Below are 21,371 nucleotides of genomic sequence, written 5' to 3'. Positions count from 1 at the left end.
CTGGTCAGCCCTCGTCCCGCGCAGGCAACAGCGACAGCGGGTCGGCGCCCGGTTCAAAATCGGGGATGCGCGCCTCAAGACGCTCGGCATCTTCGGCATAGGCCTCGGGCGTCCACAGCTTCAGATATTCACCCGACGCGATGAAGAAGGCGCGTTCGGTCAGGCCGATCTTCTCGCGCAGCTTCTGGGGCAGCAGCAGGCGGCCATCGCCGTCGATTTCGGCCTCTTCGGCGAAACCGTTCATCGAGGCCTCCAGCATGGCGCGTTCAGGCGTGCCGCGCTGCATGCGGTCGATCTGGCGGTCGATATCCTCGATCGCCTCCATCGTGTAAAGTTGCAAGTGGTTCTGCTTGCTGGTGCCATAGACGATGACAAGCTGGGGGCGATTGCCGGGCTGCCAGTCGGGGTCGCATTGTTCAAACACGCGACGGAACTTGGCCGGGATCGAGACACGACCTTTCGTGTCGACCTTGACCTCTTCCGAGCCTCTGAACCTGCGCGCCACGTAGGCTGCTCCTTACCTCACTGTCCGCCCTTTCGGTCCGCCCGAAAGAGAAAGGGCGGATCGGGCCGCTGCCACTGCCCGATCCGCCGCCCTCGTTCCCATTACTGGGCCCCGTCTTTCCGGGGTTCGCCTGACCGCCACGCGCCACCTGGGGGAGGTGCTGCTCGCACGTTGGGCCGGCATGTTTGGAAAACGGGTGCCTGTATGAAGCCTGCTTCGCCTTCGCGGGGTCTTGTTGCCCCTTCACTGCCCGTTTTCGTGATTCAAGTTGTGACATGGGATTTCATGGGACGCAATGGAAATCTATGGGCCAAACCGCAGACATGTTCGACCAATGCCGCGAAACACAATAAGAACATTACGCCGATCATAGGGAAATTTGTATAAAAATTGCGCCTCAGCCAGCCACGAACACTATATGTAGTGAAATGATGGCGGACTGAAAAAAGTGGGGCAAAATCCCAGACAGAACGAAATATGGATCAAATCGCCGGCGAAACACGGGAAATCTGGCACGAATCACGCAATTTCACAGCTTGGTGATTCGGATTTCACGGCCGAGTGCCATGATTTCCCAGCAGCAGGCGACGCCAAGCCGCCGGTGCCCTAAAATCCCAGACGGTCCCGCAATGCATACCAGCTCATCCCGGCGACCAGCATCGGACCGCGCAGCATCGCCCCGCCGGGGAAGTTGCTGCCGGGCACGGCGGCCATGGCATCGAACCCCGCCGCCTGTCCGGCGACCGCATCGGCCATCAGCCGGCCGGCCAGTGTCGCCAAGGCGACGCCGTGGCCCGAAAAGCCGCTGGCAGACAGGCAATTCGGCGCCGGCCGGGCAAAGAAGGGCATGCGGTTCATGGTGATGGCCAGCGTGCCGCCCCAGCCATGGGGCAGCGCCACATCCTTCAGCCCCGGATAAACCGACAGCAGATGCGGGCGCACCTTGGCCCGGATGTCGCGCGGAAACCGATAGCCCACGGACTCGCCGCCGCCAAAGATCAGCCGCCCGTCATCCGACAGCCGCCAGTAATTCACCACGAATTTTGTATCGGCAACGGCCACGTTCCGGGTCAGCACCTGCGCGGCGCGGTCGCCCAACGGCTCGGTCGCGACGATATAATTGTTGATCGGCATGACCCGACGGGCGACCGGGGTGGAAAGATCACCCAGATACCCGTTGCCGCCAAGGATCACATGATCGCAGATGACTCGCCCGGTATCGCAGCGCAGAATGGTCTTGTCGCTTGCCTTGCGGGCATGTTCGATGGTGTGAACATGGGTGCCCTCATAAATGCGCGCGCCAGCATCCCCAGCCAGCCGGGCCATGCCAATGGCCAGGTTCAGCGGATGCAGATGCCCGGCCCCACCATCCAGATCGCCGCCGACATAGGCGTCCGAGGGCACCAGCGCCCGAAACCCATCCCGATCCAGCGGCACAACCTTGTCATAGCCGTAATGTTCGGCCAGATGCGCGGCCAGCCTGTGGGCATGCGCGACCTCATCGGCGCTGCGGCAGGCATGGGCCACGCCATCATGCACGGGCACCCCGGCCTGCGCCGCCAGATCGCGGGTCAGCGCCTTGGCATCCTCGGCCAGATTCCACAGCCGCCGGGCGGTGTCGCGCCCCAGCTGGCGTTCCATCCAGTCGACCTCTTGCCGCTGGCCCGAACCCAGCTGTCCACCATTGCGACCCGAAGCGCCAAAACCAACGCGATGCGCCTCTAGCAAGACCACGTCGAAACCCGACCGCGCCAGATGAAGCGCCGCCGACAGCCCGGTATAGCCGCCCCCCACCACCGCCACATCAGCCCGGATCTCGCCTTTCAGCTGCGGAAACGGATCCAGCAGGTCGCGCGTATCGGCGTAAAGGCTGGGCGGATATTCGCCCCGCCGGTCATTGGCATAAAGCAGGTTCATCACAACAGCATCCATCGCGGCGGCCAGAACACTGACCAGATACAGAGATGACAGATCGCGGGCGGTTTCTCCAGTGGGCAGCAACAGCCGGTTCGGCAAGCCGGAAGTCCAGAACCTAGCGTTCTTGTTTTGCGAACATATATTATCTTTATCGTTCTGAATTTTGGATTAGATCACATGGCATGACGGCGGACGAACGGATCACGCAAGCCCGCCCTCAACCCACCTGAACAAGACAAGGAAGCATATATCATGTCGACTCCTGCCAATTTCGACGGCAAAGCCCCGGTGATTGATGTCGATGACGCGGTGATGCTGCTGATCGACCATCAAAGCGGGCTGTTCCAGACCGTCAACGACATGCCGATGACCACGCTGCGCCGTCATGCCGGTGCGCTGGCCTCGATGGCGATGCTGGCCAAGATCCCGGTCATCACCACGGCTTCGGTGCCGCAGGGCCCGAACGGCCCGCTGATCCCGGAAATCCACCAGAACGCGCCGCATGCGCAATATGTCGCCCGTCACGGCGAGATCAACGCCTGGCACAACCCCGATTTCGTCGCGGCGGTGAAGGCCACGGGCCGCAAGACCCTGATCATCGCAGGCACCATCACCAGCGTTTGCATGGCCTTCCCCGCCATCAGCGCCATTGCTGAAGGCTATCGCGTCTTTGTGGTGATCGACGCCTCGGGCACCTATTCCAAGATGGCCGAGGAAATCACCCTGGCCCGCGTGGTTCAGGCTGGTGCCGTGCCGATGGATACGGCCGCCGTGGCATCCGAACTGCAAAAGACCTGGCACCGCGAGGATGCCGGTGAATGGGCCGCGATCTATACGCAGGTCTTCCCGGAATACCAGCTGCTGATCGAAAGCTACCAGAAGGCCCGCGAGGTCGAGCAGACCGGCGAAGAGCTGGATTCGCAGCGCAGCTGATCCGATCTGAACCGAGCTGAACAATCAAACGGCCCCGGCAGCACGCCGGGGCCGGATTATTTGCGGCCTTTCATTGCGGTCCGGCCGAACGCAGCGCCACACCGCCGCCAGCAGCAGCAAAAAGGGCAATCACCGCGCCCAGGATCATCGCCCCAACCGTCACGGCGATGACCTTCAGGGCCGATCCCATACTAGACATTCAACAGCAGATGCTCACGCTCCCACGGGCTGATCACCTGTAGAAATTCCTTGTATTCGTTGCGCTTGACCGATTCGTAGACATCCACAAATTCCTTGCCCAACACGCCGGTCATCGCCTCGCTTTCGACCATCAGGTCCAGGGCGTCGCCCAGGGTCAGGGGCAGTTCATCCTCGGACATATAGGCATCGCCCAGGCATTCGGCGCGTGGGTTTTCGGCCTCGATCAGGCCCAGATAACCGCAGGCCAGCGACGCCGCGATGCCCAGATAGGGGTTGCAATCCATGCCCGCCAGTCGGTTCTCGATCCGCCGCGCCTCGGGGCCAGAGATCGGCACGCGCAGGCCAGTGGTGCGGTTGTCGCGGCCCCATTCCAGATTGATCGGCGCGGCGAAATCCGGGACATAGCGGCGATAGCTGTTCACATAGGGCGCCAGCAACGCCACCGCCGCCGGCAGATGCCTTTGCATGCCGGCGATGAAATGCATGAATTGCGGCGTCTCGCGCCCGCGTTCATCGGAAAAGATGTTCTGTCCGGTTTTCAGATCCACAACCGAATGGTGCATGTGCATGGCGCTGCCCGGTTCGCCTTCGATCGGCTTGGCCATGAAGGTGGCGAAACAGTCGTGGCGCAGCGCGGCCTCGCGGATGAGGCGCTTGAAATAGAAGATCTCGTCGGCCAGCGCGACCGGATCGCCGTGGTTCAGGTTGATCTCGATCTGACCGGCGCCACCTTCCTGCAAGATGCCGTCGATTTCAAAGCCCTGCGCCTCGGCAAAGTCATAGATGTCGTCGATGACCTTGCCATATTCATCCACCGCCGACATGGAATAGGCCTGTTTCGCCGCCGCCCGCCGGCCGCTGCGGCCCATCGGCGGAATGATCGGCTGGTTGGGGTCGATATTGCGGGCAACCAGGAAAAATTCCATCTCGGGCGCGACGACCGGGCGCCAGCCCTTTGCCTCGTAAAGCCCGACGATGCGCTTCAGCACATTGCGCGGCGCCATCGGAACCGGCTGGCCCGCCTGGTCAAAGACGTCATGGATCACCTGAACGGTGTAATCGGCGGTCCAGGGCGCGGCGGTCGCGGTGCTGAAATCCGGGGTCAGGATCATATCGGGTTCGGTAAACGCCCCCGAAGGATTGTCGGCCCATTCGCCGGTGATGGTCTGCAAGAAGATCGAGTTCGGCAGAAAGAACTTTTCCTGCTTGGCGAATTTCGACGCGGGCATGGCCTTGCCCCGCGCGACGCCGGCAATATCGGCGACGATGCATTCCACCTCGTCCAGGCGGATATCCTTGATATAGTCCTGTGCCGCCTGCGGGATGCGCGTCGTCCATTCGGGTTGTTTCATGTATCACCTGTTGTGGCGGCTGGTTCGGGAAAGATCCGCCAGCGCCTGTCCTGGATCGGTCCGCCCCATGTGGCGCGACCGGGCCGTTTTCTGTCCGTTGCCCGGTTTGCCGCCCTCACGCGGCCCCCTTGGCAAGGTTGCGGGGCTGCTTGAAAAACGCCTCGATCCGGTCCGCGACCTGATTGCCGGCCTTGGCCTCGCCCATCCGGGCCTGCGCGCCATCCAGCAGATCCTGCGACACCTTGCCCTTGGCCCGATGCTCGATCAGGCCCTGGACAAAATCGTCCTCGAACTCGGGATGCGCCTGCACCGTATAGGCGCGGTCGCCATAGACCAGCGCGGCGTTTTCGCAAAAGGCGTTGGTGCCGACGACGCGGGCATCCGCCGGCAGGTCCACGACCTGATCCTGATGCCAGGCGTTCAGCACGACCTTTTCGCCCTCGAAATCGTAATCCTGCGTGCCGACGGCCCAGCCATCCGGGTGTTTGATGACACGCCCGCCCAAGGCCTGCGCGATGATCTGATGGCCAAAGCAGATCCCGACCAGCGGCACGCCCTGCGCATAGGCCTGCCGGATGAAATCTTCCAGCGGCGGGATAAAGGCGTGATCCTCATAGGCACCGTGGCGTGACCCGGTGATCAACCAGCCATCGGCATCGGCGGGGCTGACAGGAAAATCCATGCCCTCGACATGAAAATGGCTGAAATCGAAGCCGCGCCCGGCCAGCAGCCGGGTGAACATGTCAGGATAATCGCCCAGAGAGGCTTTCAGAACCTCGGGCGACTGACCAGCTTGAAGAATGCCGATGCGCATGGATAGCCTGCTTGATGTGAACTTACCCACAACCTATGCCCGCGCCCCCCGATGCCGCAAGGGGGGTCACGGCGCCGGAGTTCCCCCCGCCAGCAAGGTCGCGGCCTTGGCGCTGTCGATATTGCCGCCCGACAGGATCACGGCAACACGTCGGCCCTGCTGGCGGTCGCGCTCGGCCATCAGCGCGGCAAAGGCGGCGGCACCGGCGCCCTCGGCGATATTGTGGATGCCTTCGAAGATCGCGCGGGCGGCCTGCGCGATCTGGTCGTCGCTGACCGCCACGATCCGCGCGGCGCCGGGGCCATAGATCGCCAGCGCCTCGGCCACGGGCACGCGCACGGCCATGCCATCGGCAAAGGTCACGGCGCTGTTCGTTTCCACCACGCGCCCCTGTTCAACCGACAGCTTGGCGCCTGCCGCGCCCTCGGCCACCACGCCCACCACCTCGGTCCGCAGCCCCAGCGCGTCACGCGCGGCGATCACGCCGGCAATACCCGAGCCGCAGCCGATGGGCACATAGACCGCATCCAACGGCGGGGTGTCATGAAACATCTCCCAGCCATAGGTGGCGACGCCTCGCACCAGTTCGCGATGGAAGGGCGGCACCGGGAACAGGCCTTCATCCTCGGCCGCAGCCATCGCGGCCAGACGCGCCTCGTCGAAATCATCGCCATGTTCGCGCAACTCGGCGCCATAGGCACGCATGGCCGCGTTCTTTTCGGGCGAGTTGCCGCGCGGCACATAGATCACCGCCCGCAGCCCGGCGGCCGTTGCCGCCCGCGCCTGGCTTTGGCCGTGATTGCCGCGCGTGGCGGTAATGACACCGGGGCAATCGGGCTGGGTCCGGCGCAGCCAGTCGATCAGGGTGATGCCGCCCCGCACCTTGAAGGCCCCGGTCGGCAGGTGGTTTTCATGCTTGACCCAGACCTCTGCGCCCACCCGCGCGGAAAGCTGCGGCCAATGATGGGTTGGCGTCGGCGGGATCTGGGCGTGGACCAACGTGGCGGCCTGTGACAGTTCGGAACGGGTGAACATCGCGACTCCTGCGTTTGCGGCAAGGGTAGAGGCAGGCAGCCTCCGCCACAAGGCGGGCTGGCCCATGCCCCGGCCCCGCGCTAACCTGCCCCCAGATCTGACGGAAAGGACCCGCCATGCCCGGATTGCGCCCCGATATCGACCCTGACGGCTTGCAGGAATTCTCGGTCGTCTTCACCGACCGCTCGCTGAACCACATGTCACAGAAATTCCAGCGGGTGATGCGCGATTTGTCGACCACGCTGAAAGGAGTCTACAAGGCCGAAGAAATCGCCATCATTCCCGGCGGCGGCACCTATGCGATGGAATCCGTGGCCCGGCAGTTTGCGCGCGGCGCCCATGCACTGATCGTCAGGAACGGCTGGTTCAGCTATCGCTGGACACAGATCCTGGACGCGGGCGGCTTTGCCGAGGAAACCACCGTCATCACCGCCCGCCCCGCCGGTAACGCCCCACAGCCTGCCTATGCGCCCCCGCCCATCGACGAGGTCACGGCCGCAATCCGCGACAGCCGCCCCGATATCGTCTTTGCGCCCCATGTCGAAACCGCCGCCGGGCTGATCCTGCCGGATGATTACATCACCGCACTGGCCACCGCCGCGCATGAGGTCGGCGCGCTGATGGTGCTGGATTGCATCGCCTCGGGCGCGATCTGGGTGGATATGGCCGCCACCGGCGTCGACGTGCTGATCTCGGCCCCGCAAAAGGGCTGGTCCTCGACCCCCGCAGCAGGTCTGGTGCTGCTGTCATCCGAGGGCGCGCGGCGGCTGGCCGAAACCACCAGCGACAGCTTTGCGCTGGACCTGAAGAAATGGCGCGCGATCATGAAAGCCTATGAAGACGGCGGCCATGCCTATCACGCCACCATGCCGACGGATTCGCTGTTGTCCCTGCACGCCGCCATGCGCGAGACCGAGGCCATGGGTTTTGACGCCGCCCGCGACGCACAATGGGCCCTTGGCAATGGCGTGCGCGAGATGCTGGCGGCCAAGGGTATCCGTCCGGTCGCCGCACCGGGCTTTGGCGCGCCGGGTGTGGTGGTCAGCTATACCGACGACCCCGACATCAGGACAGGCAAGAAATTCGCCGCCGAGGGCCTGCAAATCGCTGCCGGCGTGCCGCTGCAAGTCGGCGAGGGCGACAGCTTCTCGACCTTCCGTCTGGGTCTGTTCGGACTGGACAAGCTGAAGGATGTCCCGGCGACTTTGGCGCGGCTGAAACCCGCCATCGACAAACTGCTCTGATCGGCCTCGCTTTGATCCAAATATCCTGGGGGAATCCGGCAAGGCCGGATGGGGGCAAAGCCCCCCCTTTTCCAGATCCGGCTCGAACCCGTCAGGGGACCGACTGGGCGGGTCTAACCAAGCGCGTCGCGAAGGCTCTTTGCCGGCTCGCGATCCTGGATCAGCTTCAATTCGCTTTCGACATGGGCCAGATGCGCGGCCATGGCCTTTTGCGCCGCCGCCAGATCCCGGTTCTTCAGATGCAGCAGAATTTCTTCATGCTCGTCGGGGCCGCAGTTATGCCTGTTCGAATCGCGGAAGGCCGCGGTGATCAGTGAGGTGCGGCTGACCAGATCCCGCATCAGGCGGCACAGGAAATCGGCCTCGGCCAGTTCCGCCAGCATGACGTGGAACCCACCGGACAGCTTGATGATGTCACGCTGGTTGCCGCTGTTATTCGCGATCCGCTCCTTGGCGACATGCTCGAACATCTCGACCAGTTTCGCCGCATCCAGCTGATCCACCAGCCGCGCCAGCACCCGCTGCTCGACGGCCGAGCGGATATGGAAGATGTCCTTGGCGTCCTGAACGCTTGGCTTGGCGACGACAGCACCCTTGTTGCTTTCAATGACGATCAGGCCGTCCCTCTCCAGCAGGGCCAGAACCTGACGAATCCGCGCCCGGCTTACGCCAAAGACCTCGGCCAACTCGGTTTCCTTCAGCCGCGTTCCCGGCAGCAGCCTGCGGTCGGCGATCGACAGCCAGACACGTTCGGCAATCTCTTCGGTGGTCAGATGTTCCATGGGCGTCTCGATCCGGGTCAAGGCCAGACATAGCCTGTTTCACCGGATATGGTCCAGACAGAAATGCCTGCATTATTGTTGACAATCTTGTATACGATATATAGCCAGATATCGAGGACACAGGGGATAGCATGGAATTTGATCTGACACAGCTTCCGTCTCAGGACCGCTATCGGCTACTGACGAATTTCGTCGGGCCGCGCCCCATCGCGCTGGTCACCACGCGCACGGCCAGCGGCCGCGACAACGGCGCCCCGATGAGCTTTTTCAACGTCTTTTCACATGATCCGGCGATCCTGGCACTGGGAATACAGCCGCGGCTGGACGGGCGCGAGAAAGACACGATGGCCAATATCCGGCGCACCGGACAATTCACCGTCAACATGGTCGACATGGCCCTGTCACGGACGATGCTGGTTTGCGGGCTGGGGGTCGACACCGAAGTGGATGAGTTGCACCTGGCAGGCGAGATCGTCGCGGCCGGCGCGCAGGTCGATTGTTCCTGGCTGCCGGCAAGCCCCTGCGCGATGGAATGTCGCGTCGACCGGCTGATCGAATATCCGCGCCGGGTGATTGTGCTGGGCGAGGTGGTTCATATGCATGTGCGGGCCGATTGTCTGGACGCGCAAGGCCGCTATGTCGATGCCGATCGCTATCACCCGATCGCCCGGCTTCACGCCGACAACTATGTCGTCGCGGACCAGCAGTTCGAGCTGAAGCCGCCCGCTCTGGCAGAGTTGGTCCGATGATGGCGGGGCCGCTGCACATAGCGCTGATAAATCCCAACGCAACGGCCTCGATGACCGGCCAGGCGCTGCAAAGCGCGCGCCGCGTCGCCCAGCAATTGACGCGGATCACCGCCCTGACCGGCGCCGATGTCCCCGCAACCATCGAGGGGTTCGCCGACGAGGCGATGTCGGTGCCTGCAATGCTGAGGATGATCCGCAAAGCCGAATCCGGCGGTGCGCAGGCCACGGTCATCGCCTGTTTCGACGATCCTGGTCTGGATGCCGCGCGCGAGGTTGCGACCGGCCCGGTGATTGGCATCTGCCAGGCCGGCGTGCAGGCCGCGATGGTGATCGCCAAGCGGTTCTCGATCATCACCACCCTGCCCCGCTCGATCCCGATCATCGAGGATCTGGTGCAGCGCTATGGCGCCGATCGCCATTGCCGCCGGGTTCGCTGTATCGACCTGCCGGTCCTGGCGCTGGAATCCGAAATGGCCCGCGCCTATGACCTGCTGCTGGCCGAGATCGCCCGCGCCCGCGACGAAGACGGGGCCGAGGCAGTGCTGCTGGGCTGCGCCGGCATGTCGGAACTGGCGCTGCCCCTGACCCAGGCCACCGGGGTGGTGGTCATCGACGGCATCGTCGTCGCCGTGAAACAGGCCGAAGCGCTGGTTGGGGCCGGCCTGAAGACCTCAAAGGTCAATGCCTATGACTATCCGCGCCTGAAAGCCGGATTGCGGCAGCATGAAACCCCTGCGCCCCATGCCGAAACCGCCCTGAAAAGCGGCAGCTGACACATGTGCCGCGCAGTTTCGCGGCATGTGGACCGGAACAGAACGGATGCGTTGTTGACGAATGTGTTTTTTATTGTCGCCCCAATTGTCGACAATTAAATTGACAATGTAACACAACAATCTAGGATCACGGGAAGGAAACCATGGCTGGACATCAGGAAGGACGCCATCGCGCGACAGCCGCGCAGACCTGCCGCACCCCCAGGAAAGAGAGCTAGGCCATGCTGGTATTCGTCATCAAAAGGCTGCTGAATGCCGCGCTGGTCATGCTGGCGGTTTCGTTTCTGGCATTCCTGATTTTCCAGCTTGCGGGCGACCCGGTGGACATGATGTCGACCGAACAGTCGACCCAGGCCGACCGGGACGAGCTGCGCGAAAGGCTGGGGCTGAATGACAGTTTCCTGGTCCAGTATCTGCGCTTTGTCGGCAATGCGGCGCAGGGGAATTTCGGGATTTCCTATCGCAACGGGCAAGAGGTCCTGGGCCTTATCGCGGACCGCTTTCCCGCAACGATGGAGCTGGTGCTGATCGCGACCATCCTGTCGCTGGTCATCGGCCTGCCTTTGGGCGTGCTGACGGCGATCAAGCGCGGGGCCTGGTATTCCGAGGCCTTGCAATTCGGCTCGATCATCGGGGTCTCGCTGCCCAGCTTTGTCGTGGGCATCCTGCTGATCCTGGTCTTTTCGGTCAGCCTGGGATGGTTGCCGGCTTTTGGCCGCGGCGACGTGGTGGATCTGGGGTGGTGGTCGACGGGGCTGCTGACCAAATCCGGGCTGATGGCGCTGATCCTGCCCTCGATCTCGCTGTCGCTGTATCAGGTGACGCTGATCATGCGCCTGGTCCGGGCCGAGATGCTGGAGGTGATGCGCTCGGACTATGTCAAGTTCGCCCGCGCCCGCGGCATCCCGCGCCACCGGATCTATTTCCGCCATGCGCTGCGCAATTGCCTGATGCCTGTGGTCACGCTGACGGCGATGAATATCGGCACGCTGATCGCATTCGCGCTGATCACCGAGACGGTGTTCCAATGGCCCGGCATGGGGATGCTGTTCATCCAGGCGGTGACCTTCATAGATATTCCGGTCATGGCGGCCTATCTGTGCATCGTCGCCTTCATCTTCGTCTTTCTCAACACGATGGTCGACATCACCTATGCGGTGATCGACCCCCGTTTGCGTGACGCGACATAGGGGCCACATTCATCATGACACAGCTGACCTCTTCGCCCGCCGACCTTCCCTCGCGCTGGCAGCGCATTCGCAGCAGCGACCTGTGGTGGTCCTTTACCCGCTCGGCCTCGGCACGGCTGGCGGCGGCCATCCTGCTGGTTCTGGTCTTGTCTGCCTTTCTGGCCCCGCTGATCGCGCCACAGAACCCCTATGACCCGGCGCAGCTGGACATGTGGAAATCGGAACTGCCCCCGATCTGGCTGGAGGGCAGCGAATGGCCCTATCTGCTGGGCACCGACACCCAGGGCCGCGACATGCTGTCGGTGATGCTGTACGGCACCCGCACCTCGGTCATGATCGGCATCGCCTCGGTCGCGCTGTCGCTGCTGATCGGGCTGACCTTCGGGCTTGTCGCCGGCTATTTCGGCGGCATCGCGGACAATATCCTGATGCGGATCGGTGATGTTGTCCTGTCGATCCCGACCATCCTGATCGCCATCCTCGTCTCGGCCGTGGTGCGTCAGATGCTGCCGCCAGACCTGCGCGAGATCGGCGCCTCGGCGGTGCTGATCCTGGCGATCACCATCTCGGGCTGGGTGCAATATGCGCGCACCGTCCGCGCCCAGAGCATTGTCGAGAAGGGCAAGGAATATGTCATGGCCGCCAGGCTGCTGCGCGTGCCCGCCCGCCGCATCATGGCGCGTCACATCCTGCCCAATACCCTGACCCCGGTTCTGGTCGCCGCCACGCTGAGTTTCGGCATGGCCATCCTGACCGAGGCGACGCTGTCCTTCCTGGGCATCGGCATGCCGCCGGGCCAGCCGTCACTGGGGACGCTGATCCGCATCGGAAACCAATACCTGTTCTCGGGCATGTGGTGGATCGTCATCTTCCCGGTGGTGCAGCTGTCGCTGCTGGTCATTTCCGTCAACCTGCTGGGCGACTGGCTGCGCGACGCCCTGAACCCGAAGCTGAGGTAAGCATGTCCGACCTGCTTGTAAGAAACGTCCGTCCCCTGGGCGCTGACCCTACCGACATCCTGATCCGCGACGGGATCATCGTCGCCATCGGCCCGGCCGATATGCCCCAGGGCATCGCCGTCGAGGATGGCGGCGGCGCGATAGCCTGGCCCGGCCTGATCGACGCCCATACCCATCTGGACAAGACCACCTGGGGCATGGACTGGCACGAAAACAACCGCGAGGCGGTGCTGCGCAGCCGCATCGACTTTGAACGAGAGAATCGGCTGGCCATCGGCATCGACCCTCACCGACAGTCCATGCGCCACGCCATCAGCCTGGCCGCCAATGGTGCCAGCCATATCCGCAGCCATGTCGATATCGACATGACCCATGGCTTGCGGCTGGTCGAAGGGGTGCAGCAAACCCGCGAGGCGCTGCGCGACATCATCGACATTCAGATCGTGGCCTTTCCGCAATCGGGCGTGATGGTCGCGCCGGGCGTGGTCGATCTGCTGGATCAGGCCCTTGCCAATGGCTGCGAGGTTCTGGGCGGCATCGACCCTTGCGGCATCGACCGCGACCCCAAAGGTCAGCTGGATGCGCTGTTCGCACTGGCGTCAAAGCATGACGTGCCCATCGACATTCACCTGCACGAAGCCGGCGAGCTTGGCGCCTTTACCATGGAGCTGATCTTCGAACGGGTCCGCGCCAATGGCATGCAGGGTCGCTTTGCCATCAGCCATGCCTTCGCCCTGGGCATGAACGATCACCTGCGGGTCGGCCATCTGATCGAACAGATCGCCGCGCTGGACATCGCCATCGTGACCACCGGCGCGCCCTCGGCCACGGTGCCCTCGGTCAAGCGGCTGCGCGAGGCGGGTGTGCGCGTGGGGGCGGGCTGCGACGGCATCCGCGACACCTGGGGGCCCTGGGGCCAGCCCGACATGATCGACCGCGCCACCGTCATCGGCATGCGGAACGGCTTTCGGTCCGATGCCGACCTGCGGCTCGCGCTGGAGATCGTCTCGACCGGCGGGGCGGCGGCGATGGGGGTGCCGGGCCATGGCGTCGCGGTCGGCAGCAAGGCCGATTTCACCCTGCTGGACGGCCAGACCGTCGCCCATGCCGTCGTCAACACCACAGCCCCCCGGCCGCTGGTCATCAAGGCCGGCCGGGTCATCGCGCGGGGCGGCCGCAGCATCGTGGAGATGCCCTGATGGCAGATGCTGCCCTTGCCACGCTGGATCTTGGCCGCCGCCCCGATGGGCCGACCCTGCTTTGCGCCGATTGGGTGCTGGCCCATGACGGCGATCAGCCGGTGCTGCTGAAGCGCGGCGAAGTGGTGATCGACGGTGACCGGATCATCTTTGCCGGCCACGCCTTTGCCGGCCAGGTCGCCCGGCGGATTGATTTCGGCGCCGCGCTGATCTCGCCCGGCCTGATCGACCTGGACGCGCTGTCAGACCTGGATACCACCGTCCTTGGCATCGACCATTTCCCAGCCTGGAAAAAGGGCCGGGTCTGGCCGCTATCCTATGTCCAGCGCGGCCCATACGAGATGTATACCCCCGACGAGCTGGCCTTTCAGAAGCGTTTTGCCTTTGGCCAGCTGCTGCTGAACGGGATCACCACCGCAGCGCCCATCGCCTCGCTGTTCTATCGCGAATGGGGCGAGACCGTGGCCGAGTTCGACGCCGCCGCCGATGCGGCCGGGGAACTGGGCCTGCGGGTCTATCTCAGCCCCGCCTATCGCGCCGGCGGGATGGTATTGCACGGGCCGGGCGACATGCGACCGCATTTCGACGAACCGCGCGGGCTGGCCGGGCTGGACGATGCCGCCGCCTATATCGCGCGTCAGGCCGGCCGCCATGGCGGGCTGATCCAGGGGATGCTGGCGCCCGACCGGGTCGAGACCTCGACCGCGGGCCTGCTGCGGGCCAGCTTCGAGCGCGCCGCGATCTGGACGTGAAGCTGCGGCTGCACATGGCCCAGGGCAAGATGGAGGTCGATACCGTCAGGGCGTTGCACGGCAGCACCGCCCCGGCATGGCTTGCACGCGAGGGGCTGCTGAACGATCGGCTGATCGCGCCCCATGCCACCAATGCGACGGATGAGGATCTGGCGCTTTATGCGCGGCACGGGGTGTCGGTGGTGCATTGCGCGCTGGTCTCGGGGCGCAGCGGCAGCAGTCTGAACAGCTTTTCCCGGCTGCGCGACATGGGGATCAACATCGCCATGGGCACCGATACGGCGCCGGCGGACATGCTGATGAACCTGCTGGTCGGGCTGATCACCTGCCGGATGAATGATGACGGCCCCGAACGCATCGCCTGCCGCGACCTTTTCGATGCGGCGACCCTTGGCGGCGCGCGCGCGCTTGGCCGGGCCGATCTGGGCCGGATCGCCGCCGGTGCCAAGGCAGATCTGGCGGTGTTCCGGCTGGATGACCCGGTCATGACCCCAACCGTGGACCCGATCACCACGCTGGTGACGGGTGGCTCGGGCAAGGTCACGCAGGCGGTCTTTGTCGATGGCCGGCTGTCCATGCGCGACGGCATGGTCGCCGGCATCGACATGGCGGCGGCGCGGCGGCAGGCGCAGGCGCAGTTCGACCGGCTGGTCGCGCAATACCCGGCCCGGACCTGGGACCATCCCCCGGTCGAGAAGATCTTCCCCCCAAGCTATCCGATAAAGGAAAGCCCGCATGTTTGACGCAAGCCAACCCTGCCTGGAGGTAAAGAACCTTGTGGTAGAATTTCCCAATCGCCACGGCACGCTGACCGCGCTGAACGACGTCTCGCTGTCGATCCAGCCGGGCGAGATTCTGGGCGTCGTCGGCGAAAGCGGCGCCGGGAAATCCATGACCGGCGCGGCGATTCTGGGGCTGCTGGAACGACCCGGCCATATCGCCTCGGGGCAGATCACACTGGCGGGGCGCCGCATCGACCAGCTGGCCGACCGCGAGATGGAAAAGCTGCGCGGCCGCGAGATCGGGGCGATATTCCAGGATCCGCTGACCTCGCTGAACCCGCTGTTCACCGTGGGCGCGCAGCTGACCGAGACCATTCGCCGCCACATCCCCGATACCAGCCGCACCGCCGCCCGTCAGCGCGCCATCGCCCTGCTGCGCGAGGTCGGCATTCCAGGCCCCGAGGAACGCGTCGATCACTATCCGCATCAATTCTCGGGCGGGATGCGCCAGCGCGTCGTCATCGCCTTGGCGCTGGCCGCCAAGCCCCGGCTGATCATCGCGGATGAGCCGACAACGGCGCTGGATGTCTCGATCCAGGCGCAGATTACCGGGCTTTTGCGGCGGCTGTGCAAGGACCATGACACGGCCGTCATGCTGGTCACGCATGACATGGGCGTCATCGCCGAAACCGCCGACCGCGTGGCGGTGATGTATGCCGGCCGCCTGATCGAGATCGGCCCGGTCGACCAGGTGCTGAAGGCCCCCGCCCATCCCTATACGCGCGGGCTGATGGCCTCGATCCCGGCGCTTGGAGCGCGGATCGAGAAGCTGCACCAGATCGACGGCGCCATGCCACGGCTGAATGCCATCCCGTCCGGCTGCGCCTTCAACCCGCGCTGCGCCATGGCAGGCCCGCATTGCCGGCGCGAACGCCCCGCAATGGTCCCCACCAGCGCCGGTCAGGCCGCCTGCTGGCTGTATCAAGGAGGTGTCGCATGACCCGCAGGACCGCCGCATTGAAAGTCGAGGCGCTGGACCGTGTCTTTGACGTCTCGGCCCCGCTGCTGAACCGCCTGGTCTATCGCCAGGACCGCCGCTTTTTGCATGCCGTCAACGATGTGACCTTCGAGGTGCCGCAGGGCGGCTGCCTCAGCCTGGTGGGTGAATCGGGCTGCGGCAAGTCGACCGTGGCCAAGCTGGTGACAGGGCTTTACCCGCCAAGCGCGGGCCAGATCCGCTTTGCGCCCGGCCGCTCGGGCGCGCCGCTTTCTGCGCAGATGATCTTTCAGGATCCCTATGCCTCGCTGAACCCGCGCTGGCGCGTCAGGAACATCATCGCCGAACCGCTGCGCGAGCTGAAGCTGCGCGAAACCGAGGCCGAGATTACCGACCGCGTCGCCGATCTGCTGGCCATCGTCGGGCTGAACATCGCCGATGGCGAGAAATTCCCGCACGAATTTTCCGGCGGCCAGCGACAGCGGATCTCGATCGCCAGGGCGCTGGCATCCGAGCCGGAATTTCTGGTCTGCGACGAGCCGACCAGCGCGCTGGACGTGTCGGTGCAGGCCCAGATCCTGAACCTGATGCGGCGCCTTCAGGACGAGTTGGGGCTGACCTATCTGTTCATCAGCCATGACCTGTCAGTGGTGCGCCACATGTCGGACCGGATCGCGGTGATGTATCTGGGCCGGATCGTGGAACAGGCCGATACCGAGGTTCTGTTCGCCGATCCCAAGCATCCCTATACCCGGCTGCTGCTGGACACGATCCCCGATGTGAACGCCCCTCATCGCAACCGCGAGATCGTCGCGGGCGAGGTGCCAAGCCCGCTGTCACCGCCCTCGGGCTGTGCCTTTCACCCGCGCTGCCCCTTGGCACAGGACCGATGCAAATCCGACCGTCCCCCGCTGCGCATCGCACCCGACGGCGCATCGGTCGCCTGTCATTTCGCCTGAACCCAAACCACGCGCCGCGTACCGGCCATCACCCGATAACCCAGCAGGAGAGTGCAAATGAAGATCATCAATACCATGGCTGCGGCCCTTGCCCTGTCGGTCAGCGCCTTCGCCGCGCAGGCCGAAAACACGGTCAAATGGGGGTCGCGCGCCGATATCTATTCGCTGGATCCGAACTCGGTCCCCTCGACGGCGAACCTCGCCTTTCTGAACCACATCTATGAAGGGCTGGTCCGCTATGACAAGACCTTCGGCCTGGAACCGGCGCTGGCCGTCGAATGGGAACTGGTCGATGACGCCTTTTGGCGCTTCAAGCTGCGCGAGGGGGTCAAATTCCACGACGGCGCCGATCTGACGGCCGATGATGTCGTCGCCTCGTTCAAACGCGCCGCCGACCCGGCCTCGCCGCTGAAGGGCAATATGCCGCTGTTCAAGGACATTCGGAAGATCGACGACTATACGGTCGAGATCGACGTGACCACGCCATCCTCGCTGTTTCTGAACGACATCACCAATATCTTCGTTTTCGACGCCGACTGGCTGAAGGCCAACAACACCGAGGCCCCGACCGATTTCGGTGCTGGCGTCGAGGGCTATGCCACCGGCCACACCAACGGAACCGGGCCCTTCGTGCTGGAAAGCCGCGCCCCCGACAGCAAGACCGTGCTGCTGGTCAACCCAGATTGGTGGGACGAGAAACAGCACAATATCGACCGGCTGGAATTCATCCCCATCACCTCGGCCGCGACCCGCATCGCCGCGCTGCTGTCGGGCGAGGTCGATGTGATCGACAGCGCCCCCATTCAGGATATCGAACGCCTGAAGGCCGATCCCGGTGTCAAGGTCATGACGATGACCGAATTGCGCACCGTCTTTGTCGCGATGAACCGGCGCGAAACCCTGCCCGACGGGCGCCCCAACCCCTTCAACGACATCCGCGTCCGCCAGGCCGTTCAGGCGCTGATCGACCGCGATCTGATCAACCAGCGCGTCATGCGCGGGCTTGCGCGACCCTCTGGCTCTCTGATCGCGCCCGAGATTGCGGGCTATGCCGCCTCGCTGGACAGCTTTGATCCGGCTGATCCCGCAAGGGCCGCCGAACTGCTGAAGGAAGCCGGGGCCGAGGGGCTGCGCTTTACCTATACCTGCATGAATGACGAAAGCATCAACGAGGAAGACTGGTGCCAGGGCATCGCCAATATGCTGTCCCGCGCCGGGATGCAGGTCGACATCGACATGGGGCCACGCTCGGTCCAGTCGCCCAAGCGCTCGCAGGGCAAGACCGAGATGTTCAACCTCAGCTGGGCGAATGAACCGACGCTGGATGCGTTCTCGCTGTTGTCGCAGGTGCTGTCGACCAAGGACGGGGCCTATGGTGTCTCGAACTATGGCGGCTGGTCCTCGCCCGAGCTTGACGCCATCGTCAAGCAGGCCGCAGCCGCAACCGACCCTGCCGAGCGGTTGAAGCTGGAAGAGGATGCGTTGCGCGTCGCCAAGGACCAGATCCTGCTGATCCCCCTGCATCAGCAGCCGATTGCCTGGGCCACGCGCGACCGGGTTCAGGATCTTGATCTGCGGGCCGACAACAAGGCGCGTCACTGGTTCACCACCCTGGCCGAATAGGCCGGGTCGCGCGCTGCCCGGAACAGCAGCGTATGATCACAGTGACTGCGGGCCGGCCCTGCCGCTGGCCCGCACTTCGTTGCCCCCAATCAGCCCAAGGCCGACATGACCGCCACGATCTTTCGCCATGCGACCGTGATCGCGATGGACCCGCAACGCCGCATCATCGAGGACGGGGCCGTCCGCGTCACCGGCAACCGCATCCAGGCGGTCGGTGCCAGCGCCGAGATTGCGACACAGCCGGGCGACCGCCAGATCGACTGCCGGGGCAAGCTGATCATCCCCGGACTGATCGACGCGCATGGCCATGCCGGCCATTGCCTGATCCGCAGCCTTGCATCCGATACCAGCCCGTCCTGGATGAAGATCGTCACGCCGCTTTACTATCACTTCACCACCCGCGATTTCTGGTATGCTGATGGCCTCGTCTCGGGGCTGGAGCGTTTGCGCGCAGGTGTGACAACCGGGGTCAGCATCATCTCGTCCATGCCACGCAGCGACGATCCCGAATTTGCCGTGAACCATGCCCGCGCCTATTCGCAGATCGGCCTGCGCGAGATCATCTGCACCGGCCCCGCCGGCCTGCCCTGGCCGCAGCAGGTCACCCGTTGGGACAGCGGCACCCCCCTGCGGCGCTCCATCACCTTCGCCGAGATGATGGAGGGGGCCGAGGCCGCGATCCAGACCCTTGACGGCAGCGATCAGGGGCGCATTCGGGTCTATCTGACGCCCTTCACCATCGTGCCTTCGATTGATCCGTCGAACATCTCGACACCCGATCAGGCCGTGGCATTGACGCCCGATGACCGGATGCACGCCCGCGCGGTCCGCGACCTGGCCCGGAAATACGGCATAAGGCTGCATTCCGACGCCTTTGCCGGCCATATCCGGCTGGCCTTTCAGGATCAGGAAAACGCGCTGCTTGGTCCTGATATCCACCTGCAACATTGCTGGGGCATTTCACCCGACGAGATCGACATTCTGGCCCAGACCGGCACCCATGTCACTCATGCGCCGCCGGGACGCGCAACCCCGGTGATCGAGATGATGTCGCGCGGCATCAGCCTTGCCATCACCACTGACGGCACCGCCCCAAGCCGGTATTTCGACATGCTTCAGACCGCCCGACTGTTCCAGTCCGTCCAGCATGTACAGCGCAATCACGACCGGTTTTTCTTTCCGCCCGGCAAGGTGCTGGAAATGATCACCATCGACGCCGCCCGCGTGCTGGGGCTGCAAGATCAGATCGGCTCGCTGGAGCCGGGCAAAAAGGCCGATCTGGTCGTGCTGGACATGGACCAGCCGCATCTGACCCCGGACTGGATGCCCGTCCACCGGCTGATCCATCAGGCGACCGGGGCCGATGTCGAGACGGTGATGGTCGATGGACGGCTGCTGATGCAAGGGCGGCAGGTGGCCTCGGTCGACGTCAAGGACGCCTTGGAACAGGGCCGGCACGAGGCGGCTGCGCTGGTCCGGCGCGCCGGTGCGCAAAGCCATATGCACGATCCGGGCTGGGGGCAGCTCTATCGCACATTTTGACGGCCTCCTGACCAATAGGCCTGCCCAAAAGGCCTGACTGATCAGGCAGGGGGCAGTGGCCCCCTCTTCGCGGACATGTTAGTCCATTTCAACAGTTCTGTTTTTTCCCGTGGAGGCCCTTTTTGAACGCCCCCTTTCAGCAGACCGAACGCCTTGGCCGCCTGACCACCGCGCTTGGTGCCGATACGCTGGCGCTGCTGCGCTTTGACGGCTCTGACCATCTGAACGATTTGTTCGACTATCGGGTCGAGGCCCTGGCCACCCGCGATGACCTGGATTTCGACGCGCTGATCGGCACCCATGCCACCGTCGAGATCGAGGCCCATGACCAGATGCGCCCCTTTGACGGCATCGTCACATCCGCCCGTTGGGCCGGCGTGGGCGAGAACGGGCACCGCTATGACCTGACCCTGCGGCCCTGGTTCTGGCTGGCCAGCCACAGGCGTAACCAGCGGATCTTTCACAATAAAACCGTTGTGCAGATTTTGAATGAATTGCTGGGCGAATATGCAGCCCTGGGCGACCCGGCCTTGCAGGTCAAATTAACCCGCGATTATCCTTTGCTTGAATACACTGTCCAATATCGCGAATCCGACCTGGATTTCGCCCGCCGACAGATGGAGCGCCATGGCATCAGTTTCCACTTCACCCATGCGATGGGCAGCCACAGCCTTGTTCTGACCGATGACCCGCTCAGCCATGAGACGATCGGGGACCGGCCGTTCAAGCGCTATGACGGGCATCACCACTATGAACAGGAACATTTCNGGCACCGCTATGACCTGACCCTGCGGCCCTGGTTCTGGCTGGCCAGCCACAGGCGTAACCAGCGGATCTTTCACAATAAAACCGTTGTGCAGATTTTGAATGAATTGCTGGGCGAATATGCGGCCCTGGGCGACCCGGCCTTGCAGGTCAAATTAACCCGCGATTATCCTTTGCTGGAATACACTGTCCAATATCGCGAATCCGACCTGGATTTCGCCCGCCGACAGATGGAGCGCCATGGCATCAGTTTCCACTTCACCCATGCGATGGGCAGCCACAGCCTTGTTCTGACCGATGACCCGCTCAGCCATGAGACGATCGGGGACCGGCCGTTCAAGCGCTATGACGGGCATCA

21 protein-coding genes are annotated in these 21,371 nt (G+C 63.9%); 14 read left to right on the top strand and 7 right to left on the bottom strand.

The window, feature by feature from the left end; genetic code table 11:
• Positions 1-4: 4 nt before the first annotated feature.
• On the bottom strand, positions 5-505 hold the full coding sequence (mraZ, locus tag FNJ84_RS06760) for a division/cell wall cluster transcriptional repressor MraZ (protein WP_143792263.1): 501 nt from the start codon (positions 503-505) through the stop codon (positions 5-7).
• Positions 506-1,111: 606 nt separating this feature from the next.
• The gene (locus FNJ84_RS06755) at positions 1,112-2,422 is read right to left on the bottom strand and encodes an FAD-binding oxidoreductase (RefSeq protein WP_143793006.1); all 1,311 of its coding nucleotides are present in this window, start codon (positions 2,420-2,422) and stop codon (positions 1,112-1,114) included.
• 252 nt (positions 2,423-2,674) lie between these two features.
• Between FNJ84_RS06755 and FNJ84_RS06750 the strand changes: the two genes are divergently transcribed.
• The gene (locus FNJ84_RS06750; RefSeq protein ID WP_143792262.1) at positions 2,675-3,355 is read left to right on the top strand and encodes a hydrolase; all 681 of its coding nucleotides are present in this window, start codon (positions 2,675-2,677) and stop codon (positions 3,353-3,355) included.
• Between the two features lie 70 nt (positions 3,356-3,425).
• Here the strand turns inward: FNJ84_RS06750 and FNJ84_RS22345 are convergent, their stop codons facing one another.
• The 4 genes from FNJ84_RS22345 to FNJ84_RS06735 all read right to left on the bottom strand — a co-directional run bounded on the left by FNJ84_RS22345 (position 3,426) and on the right by FNJ84_RS06735 (position 6,757).
• Positions 3,426-3,554 (bottom strand): hypothetical protein, encoded by a 129-nt coding sequence (locus tag FNJ84_RS22345; RefSeq protein ID WP_255471084.1) that lies wholly within the window; start codon positions 3,552-3,554, stop codon positions 3,426-3,428.
• Positions 3,547-4,908 carry a glutamine synthetase family protein gene (locus FNJ84_RS06745; protein ID WP_143792261.1) on the bottom strand — a complete coding sequence of 454 codons (1,362 nt, stop codon included), beginning with the start codon at positions 4,906-4,908 and terminating at the stop codon, positions 3,547-3,549. The genes FNJ84_RS22345 and FNJ84_RS06745 overlap by 8 nt, the downstream gene beginning before the upstream one ends.
• Positions 4,909-5,023: 115 nt before the next feature.
• On the bottom strand, positions 5,024-5,722 hold the full coding sequence (locus FNJ84_RS06740) for a type 1 glutamine amidotransferase (protein WP_143792260.1): 699 nt from the start codon (positions 5,720-5,722) through the stop codon (positions 5,024-5,026).
• Positions 5,723-5,788: 66 nt separating this feature from the next.
• On the bottom strand, positions 5,789-6,757 hold the full coding sequence (locus tag FNJ84_RS06735; protein ID WP_221931941.1) for a threonine dehydratase: 969 nt from the start codon (positions 6,755-6,757) through the stop codon (positions 5,789-5,791).
• 116 nt (positions 6,758-6,873) lie between these two features.
• On the opposite strand from FNJ84_RS06735, the gene FNJ84_RS06730 reads away from it, so the two are divergent.
• Positions 6,874-8,001, top strand: a complete 1,128-nt coding sequence (locus FNJ84_RS06730) for an aminotransferase class V-fold PLP-dependent enzyme (protein WP_143792258.1) — start codon at positions 6,874-6,876, stop codon at positions 7,999-8,001.
• A gap of 113 nt (positions 8,002-8,114) precedes the next feature.
• On the opposite strand, the gene FNJ84_RS06725 is transcribed toward FNJ84_RS06730, so the two are convergent.
• Complete coding sequence (locus FNJ84_RS06725) at positions 8,115-8,783, bottom strand: GntR family transcriptional regulator (protein ID WP_143792257.1); 669 nt, start codon at positions 8,781-8,783, stop codon at positions 8,115-8,117.
• 131 nt (positions 8,784-8,914) lie between these two features.
• Between FNJ84_RS06725 and FNJ84_RS06720 the strand changes: the two genes are divergently transcribed.
• The 12 genes from FNJ84_RS06720 to vgrG form a co-directional block, all read left to right on the top strand.
• Entirely contained in the window at positions 8,915-9,532 is a 618-nt protein-coding gene (locus FNJ84_RS06720) for a flavin reductase family protein (RefSeq protein ID WP_143792256.1), read from the top strand.
• Entirely contained in the window at positions 9,532-10,305 is a 774-nt protein-coding gene (locus FNJ84_RS06715; RefSeq protein ID WP_255471083.1) for an aspartate/glutamate racemase family protein, read from the top strand. Before FNJ84_RS06720 ends, FNJ84_RS06715 begins: the two co-directional genes overlap by 1 nt.
• 221 nt (positions 10,306-10,526) lie before the next feature.
• Positions 10,527-11,495 carry an ABC transporter permease gene (locus tag FNJ84_RS06710; protein ID WP_143792255.1) on the top strand — a complete coding sequence of 323 codons (969 nt, stop codon included), beginning with the start codon at positions 10,527-10,529 and terminating at the stop codon, positions 11,493-11,495.
• A 14-nt stretch (positions 11,496-11,509) separates the two neighbouring features.
• A complete protein-coding gene (locus FNJ84_RS06705; protein ID WP_143792254.1) occupies positions 11,510-12,454 on the top strand; it encodes an ABC transporter permease in 945 nt (314 codons plus the stop codon).
• A 2-nt stretch (positions 12,455-12,456) separates the two neighbouring features.
• A complete protein-coding gene (locus FNJ84_RS06700; protein ID WP_143792253.1) occupies positions 12,457-13,653 on the top strand; it encodes an amidohydrolase family protein in 1,197 nt (398 codons plus the stop codon).
• Positions 13,653-14,405 carry a hypothetical protein gene (locus FNJ84_RS22180; RefSeq protein WP_221931940.1) on the top strand — a complete coding sequence of 251 codons (753 nt, stop codon included), beginning with the start codon at positions 13,653-13,655 and terminating at the stop codon, positions 14,403-14,405. Before FNJ84_RS06700 ends, FNJ84_RS22180 begins: the two co-directional genes overlap by 1 nt.
• Positions 14,402-15,148, top strand: a complete 747-nt coding sequence (locus FNJ84_RS22175) for an amidohydrolase family protein (protein WP_221931939.1) — start codon at positions 14,402-14,404, stop codon at positions 15,146-15,148. Before FNJ84_RS22180 ends, FNJ84_RS22175 begins: the two co-directional genes overlap by 4 nt.
• Positions 15,141-16,127: an ABC transporter ATP-binding protein gene (locus FNJ84_RS06690; protein WP_143792252.1), complete on the top strand. Its 987-nt coding sequence runs from the start codon at positions 15,141-15,143 to the stop codon at positions 16,125-16,127. Before FNJ84_RS22175 ends, FNJ84_RS06690 begins: the two co-directional genes overlap by 8 nt.
• Positions 16,124-17,083 carry an ABC transporter ATP-binding protein gene (locus tag FNJ84_RS06685; RefSeq protein ID WP_143792251.1) on the top strand — a complete coding sequence of 320 codons (960 nt, stop codon included), beginning with the start codon at positions 16,124-16,126 and terminating at the stop codon, positions 17,081-17,083. Before FNJ84_RS06690 ends, FNJ84_RS06685 begins: the two co-directional genes overlap by 4 nt.
• Before the next feature lie 57 nt (positions 17,084-17,140).
• On the top strand, positions 17,141-18,706 hold the full coding sequence (locus FNJ84_RS06680) for an ABC transporter substrate-binding protein (protein WP_143792250.1): 1,566 nt from the start codon (positions 17,141-17,143) through the stop codon (positions 18,704-18,706).
• A 105-nt stretch (positions 18,707-18,811) separates the two neighbouring features.
• Positions 18,812-20,248 carry an amidohydrolase family protein gene (locus FNJ84_RS06675; RefSeq protein ID WP_143792249.1) on the top strand — a complete coding sequence of 479 codons (1,437 nt, stop codon included), beginning with the start codon at positions 18,812-18,814 and terminating at the stop codon, positions 20,246-20,248.
• 122 nt (positions 20,249-20,370) lie between these two features.
• A partial coding sequence (vgrG, locus tag FNJ84_RS22340; protein WP_255471082.1) for a type VI secretion system tip protein VgrG occupies positions 20,371-21,371 on the top strand: 1,001 nt, incomplete at its 3' end.

It is taken from the genome of Paracoccus sp. M683, from assembly GCF_007096355.1.
Lineage (GTDB): Bacteria > Pseudomonadota > Alphaproteobacteria > Rhodobacterales > Rhodobacteraceae > Paracoccus.
This window is presented reverse-complemented; position numbering and strand designations above follow the sequence as displayed.

Coding starts and splice junctions, on each gene's coding strand:
- FNJ84_RS06755 (WP_143793006.1), bottom strand. CDS start 2,422: ATGAACCTGCTTTATGCCAATGACCGGCGGGGCGAATATCCGCCCAGC.
- FNJ84_RS06750 (WP_143792262.1), top strand. CDS start 2,675: ATGTCGACTCCTGCCAATTTCGACGGCAAAGCCCCGGTGATTGATGTC.
- FNJ84_RS22345 (WP_255471084.1), bottom strand. CDS start 3,554: ATGTCTAGTATGGGATCGGCCCTGAAGGTCATCGCCGTGACGGTTGGG.
- FNJ84_RS06745 (WP_143792261.1), bottom strand. CDS start 4,908: ATGAAACAACCCGAATGGACGACGCGCATCCCGCAGGCGGCACAGGAC.
- FNJ84_RS06740 (WP_143792260.1), bottom strand. CDS start 5,722: ATGCGCATCGGCATTCTTCAAGCTGGTCAGTCGCCCGAGGTTCTGAAA.
- FNJ84_RS06735 (WP_221931941.1), bottom strand. CDS start 6,757: ATGTTCACCCGTTCCGAACTGTCACAGGCCGCCACGTTGGTCCACGCC.
- FNJ84_RS06730 (WP_143792258.1), top strand. CDS start 6,874: ATGCCCGGATTGCGCCCCGATATCGACCCTGACGGCTTGCAGGAATTC.
- FNJ84_RS06725 (WP_143792257.1), bottom strand. CDS start 8,783: ATGGAACATCTGACCACCGAAGAGATTGCCGAACGTGTCTGGCTGTCG.
- FNJ84_RS06720 (WP_143792256.1), top strand. CDS start 8,915: ATGGAATTTGATCTGACACAGCTTCCGTCTCAGGACCGCTATCGGCTA.
- FNJ84_RS06715 (WP_255471083.1), top strand. CDS start 9,532: ATGGCGGGGCCGCTGCACATAGCGCTGATAAATCCCAACGCAACGGCC.
- FNJ84_RS06710 (WP_143792255.1), top strand. CDS start 10,527: ATGCTGGTATTCGTCATCAAAAGGCTGCTGAATGCCGCGCTGGTCATG.
- FNJ84_RS06705 (WP_143792254.1), top strand. CDS start 11,510: ATGACACAGCTGACCTCTTCGCCCGCCGACCTTCCCTCGCGCTGGCAG.
- FNJ84_RS06700 (WP_143792253.1), top strand. CDS start 12,457: ATGTCCGACCTGCTTGTAAGAAACGTCCGTCCCCTGGGCGCTGACCCT.
- FNJ84_RS22180 (WP_221931940.1), top strand. CDS start 13,653: ATGGCAGATGCTGCCCTTGCCACGCTGGATCTTGGCCGCCGCCCCGAT.
- FNJ84_RS06690 (WP_143792252.1), top strand. CDS start 15,141: ATGTTTGACGCAAGCCAACCCTGCCTGGAGGTAAAGAACCTTGTGGTA.
- FNJ84_RS06685 (WP_143792251.1), top strand. CDS start 16,124: ATGACCCGCAGGACCGCCGCATTGAAAGTCGAGGCGCTGGACCGTGTC.
- FNJ84_RS06680 (WP_143792250.1), top strand. CDS start 17,141: ATGAAGATCATCAATACCATGGCTGCGGCCCTTGCCCTGTCGGTCAGC.
- FNJ84_RS06675 (WP_143792249.1), top strand. CDS start 18,812: ATGACCGCCACGATCTTTCGCCATGCGACCGTGATCGCGATGGACCCG.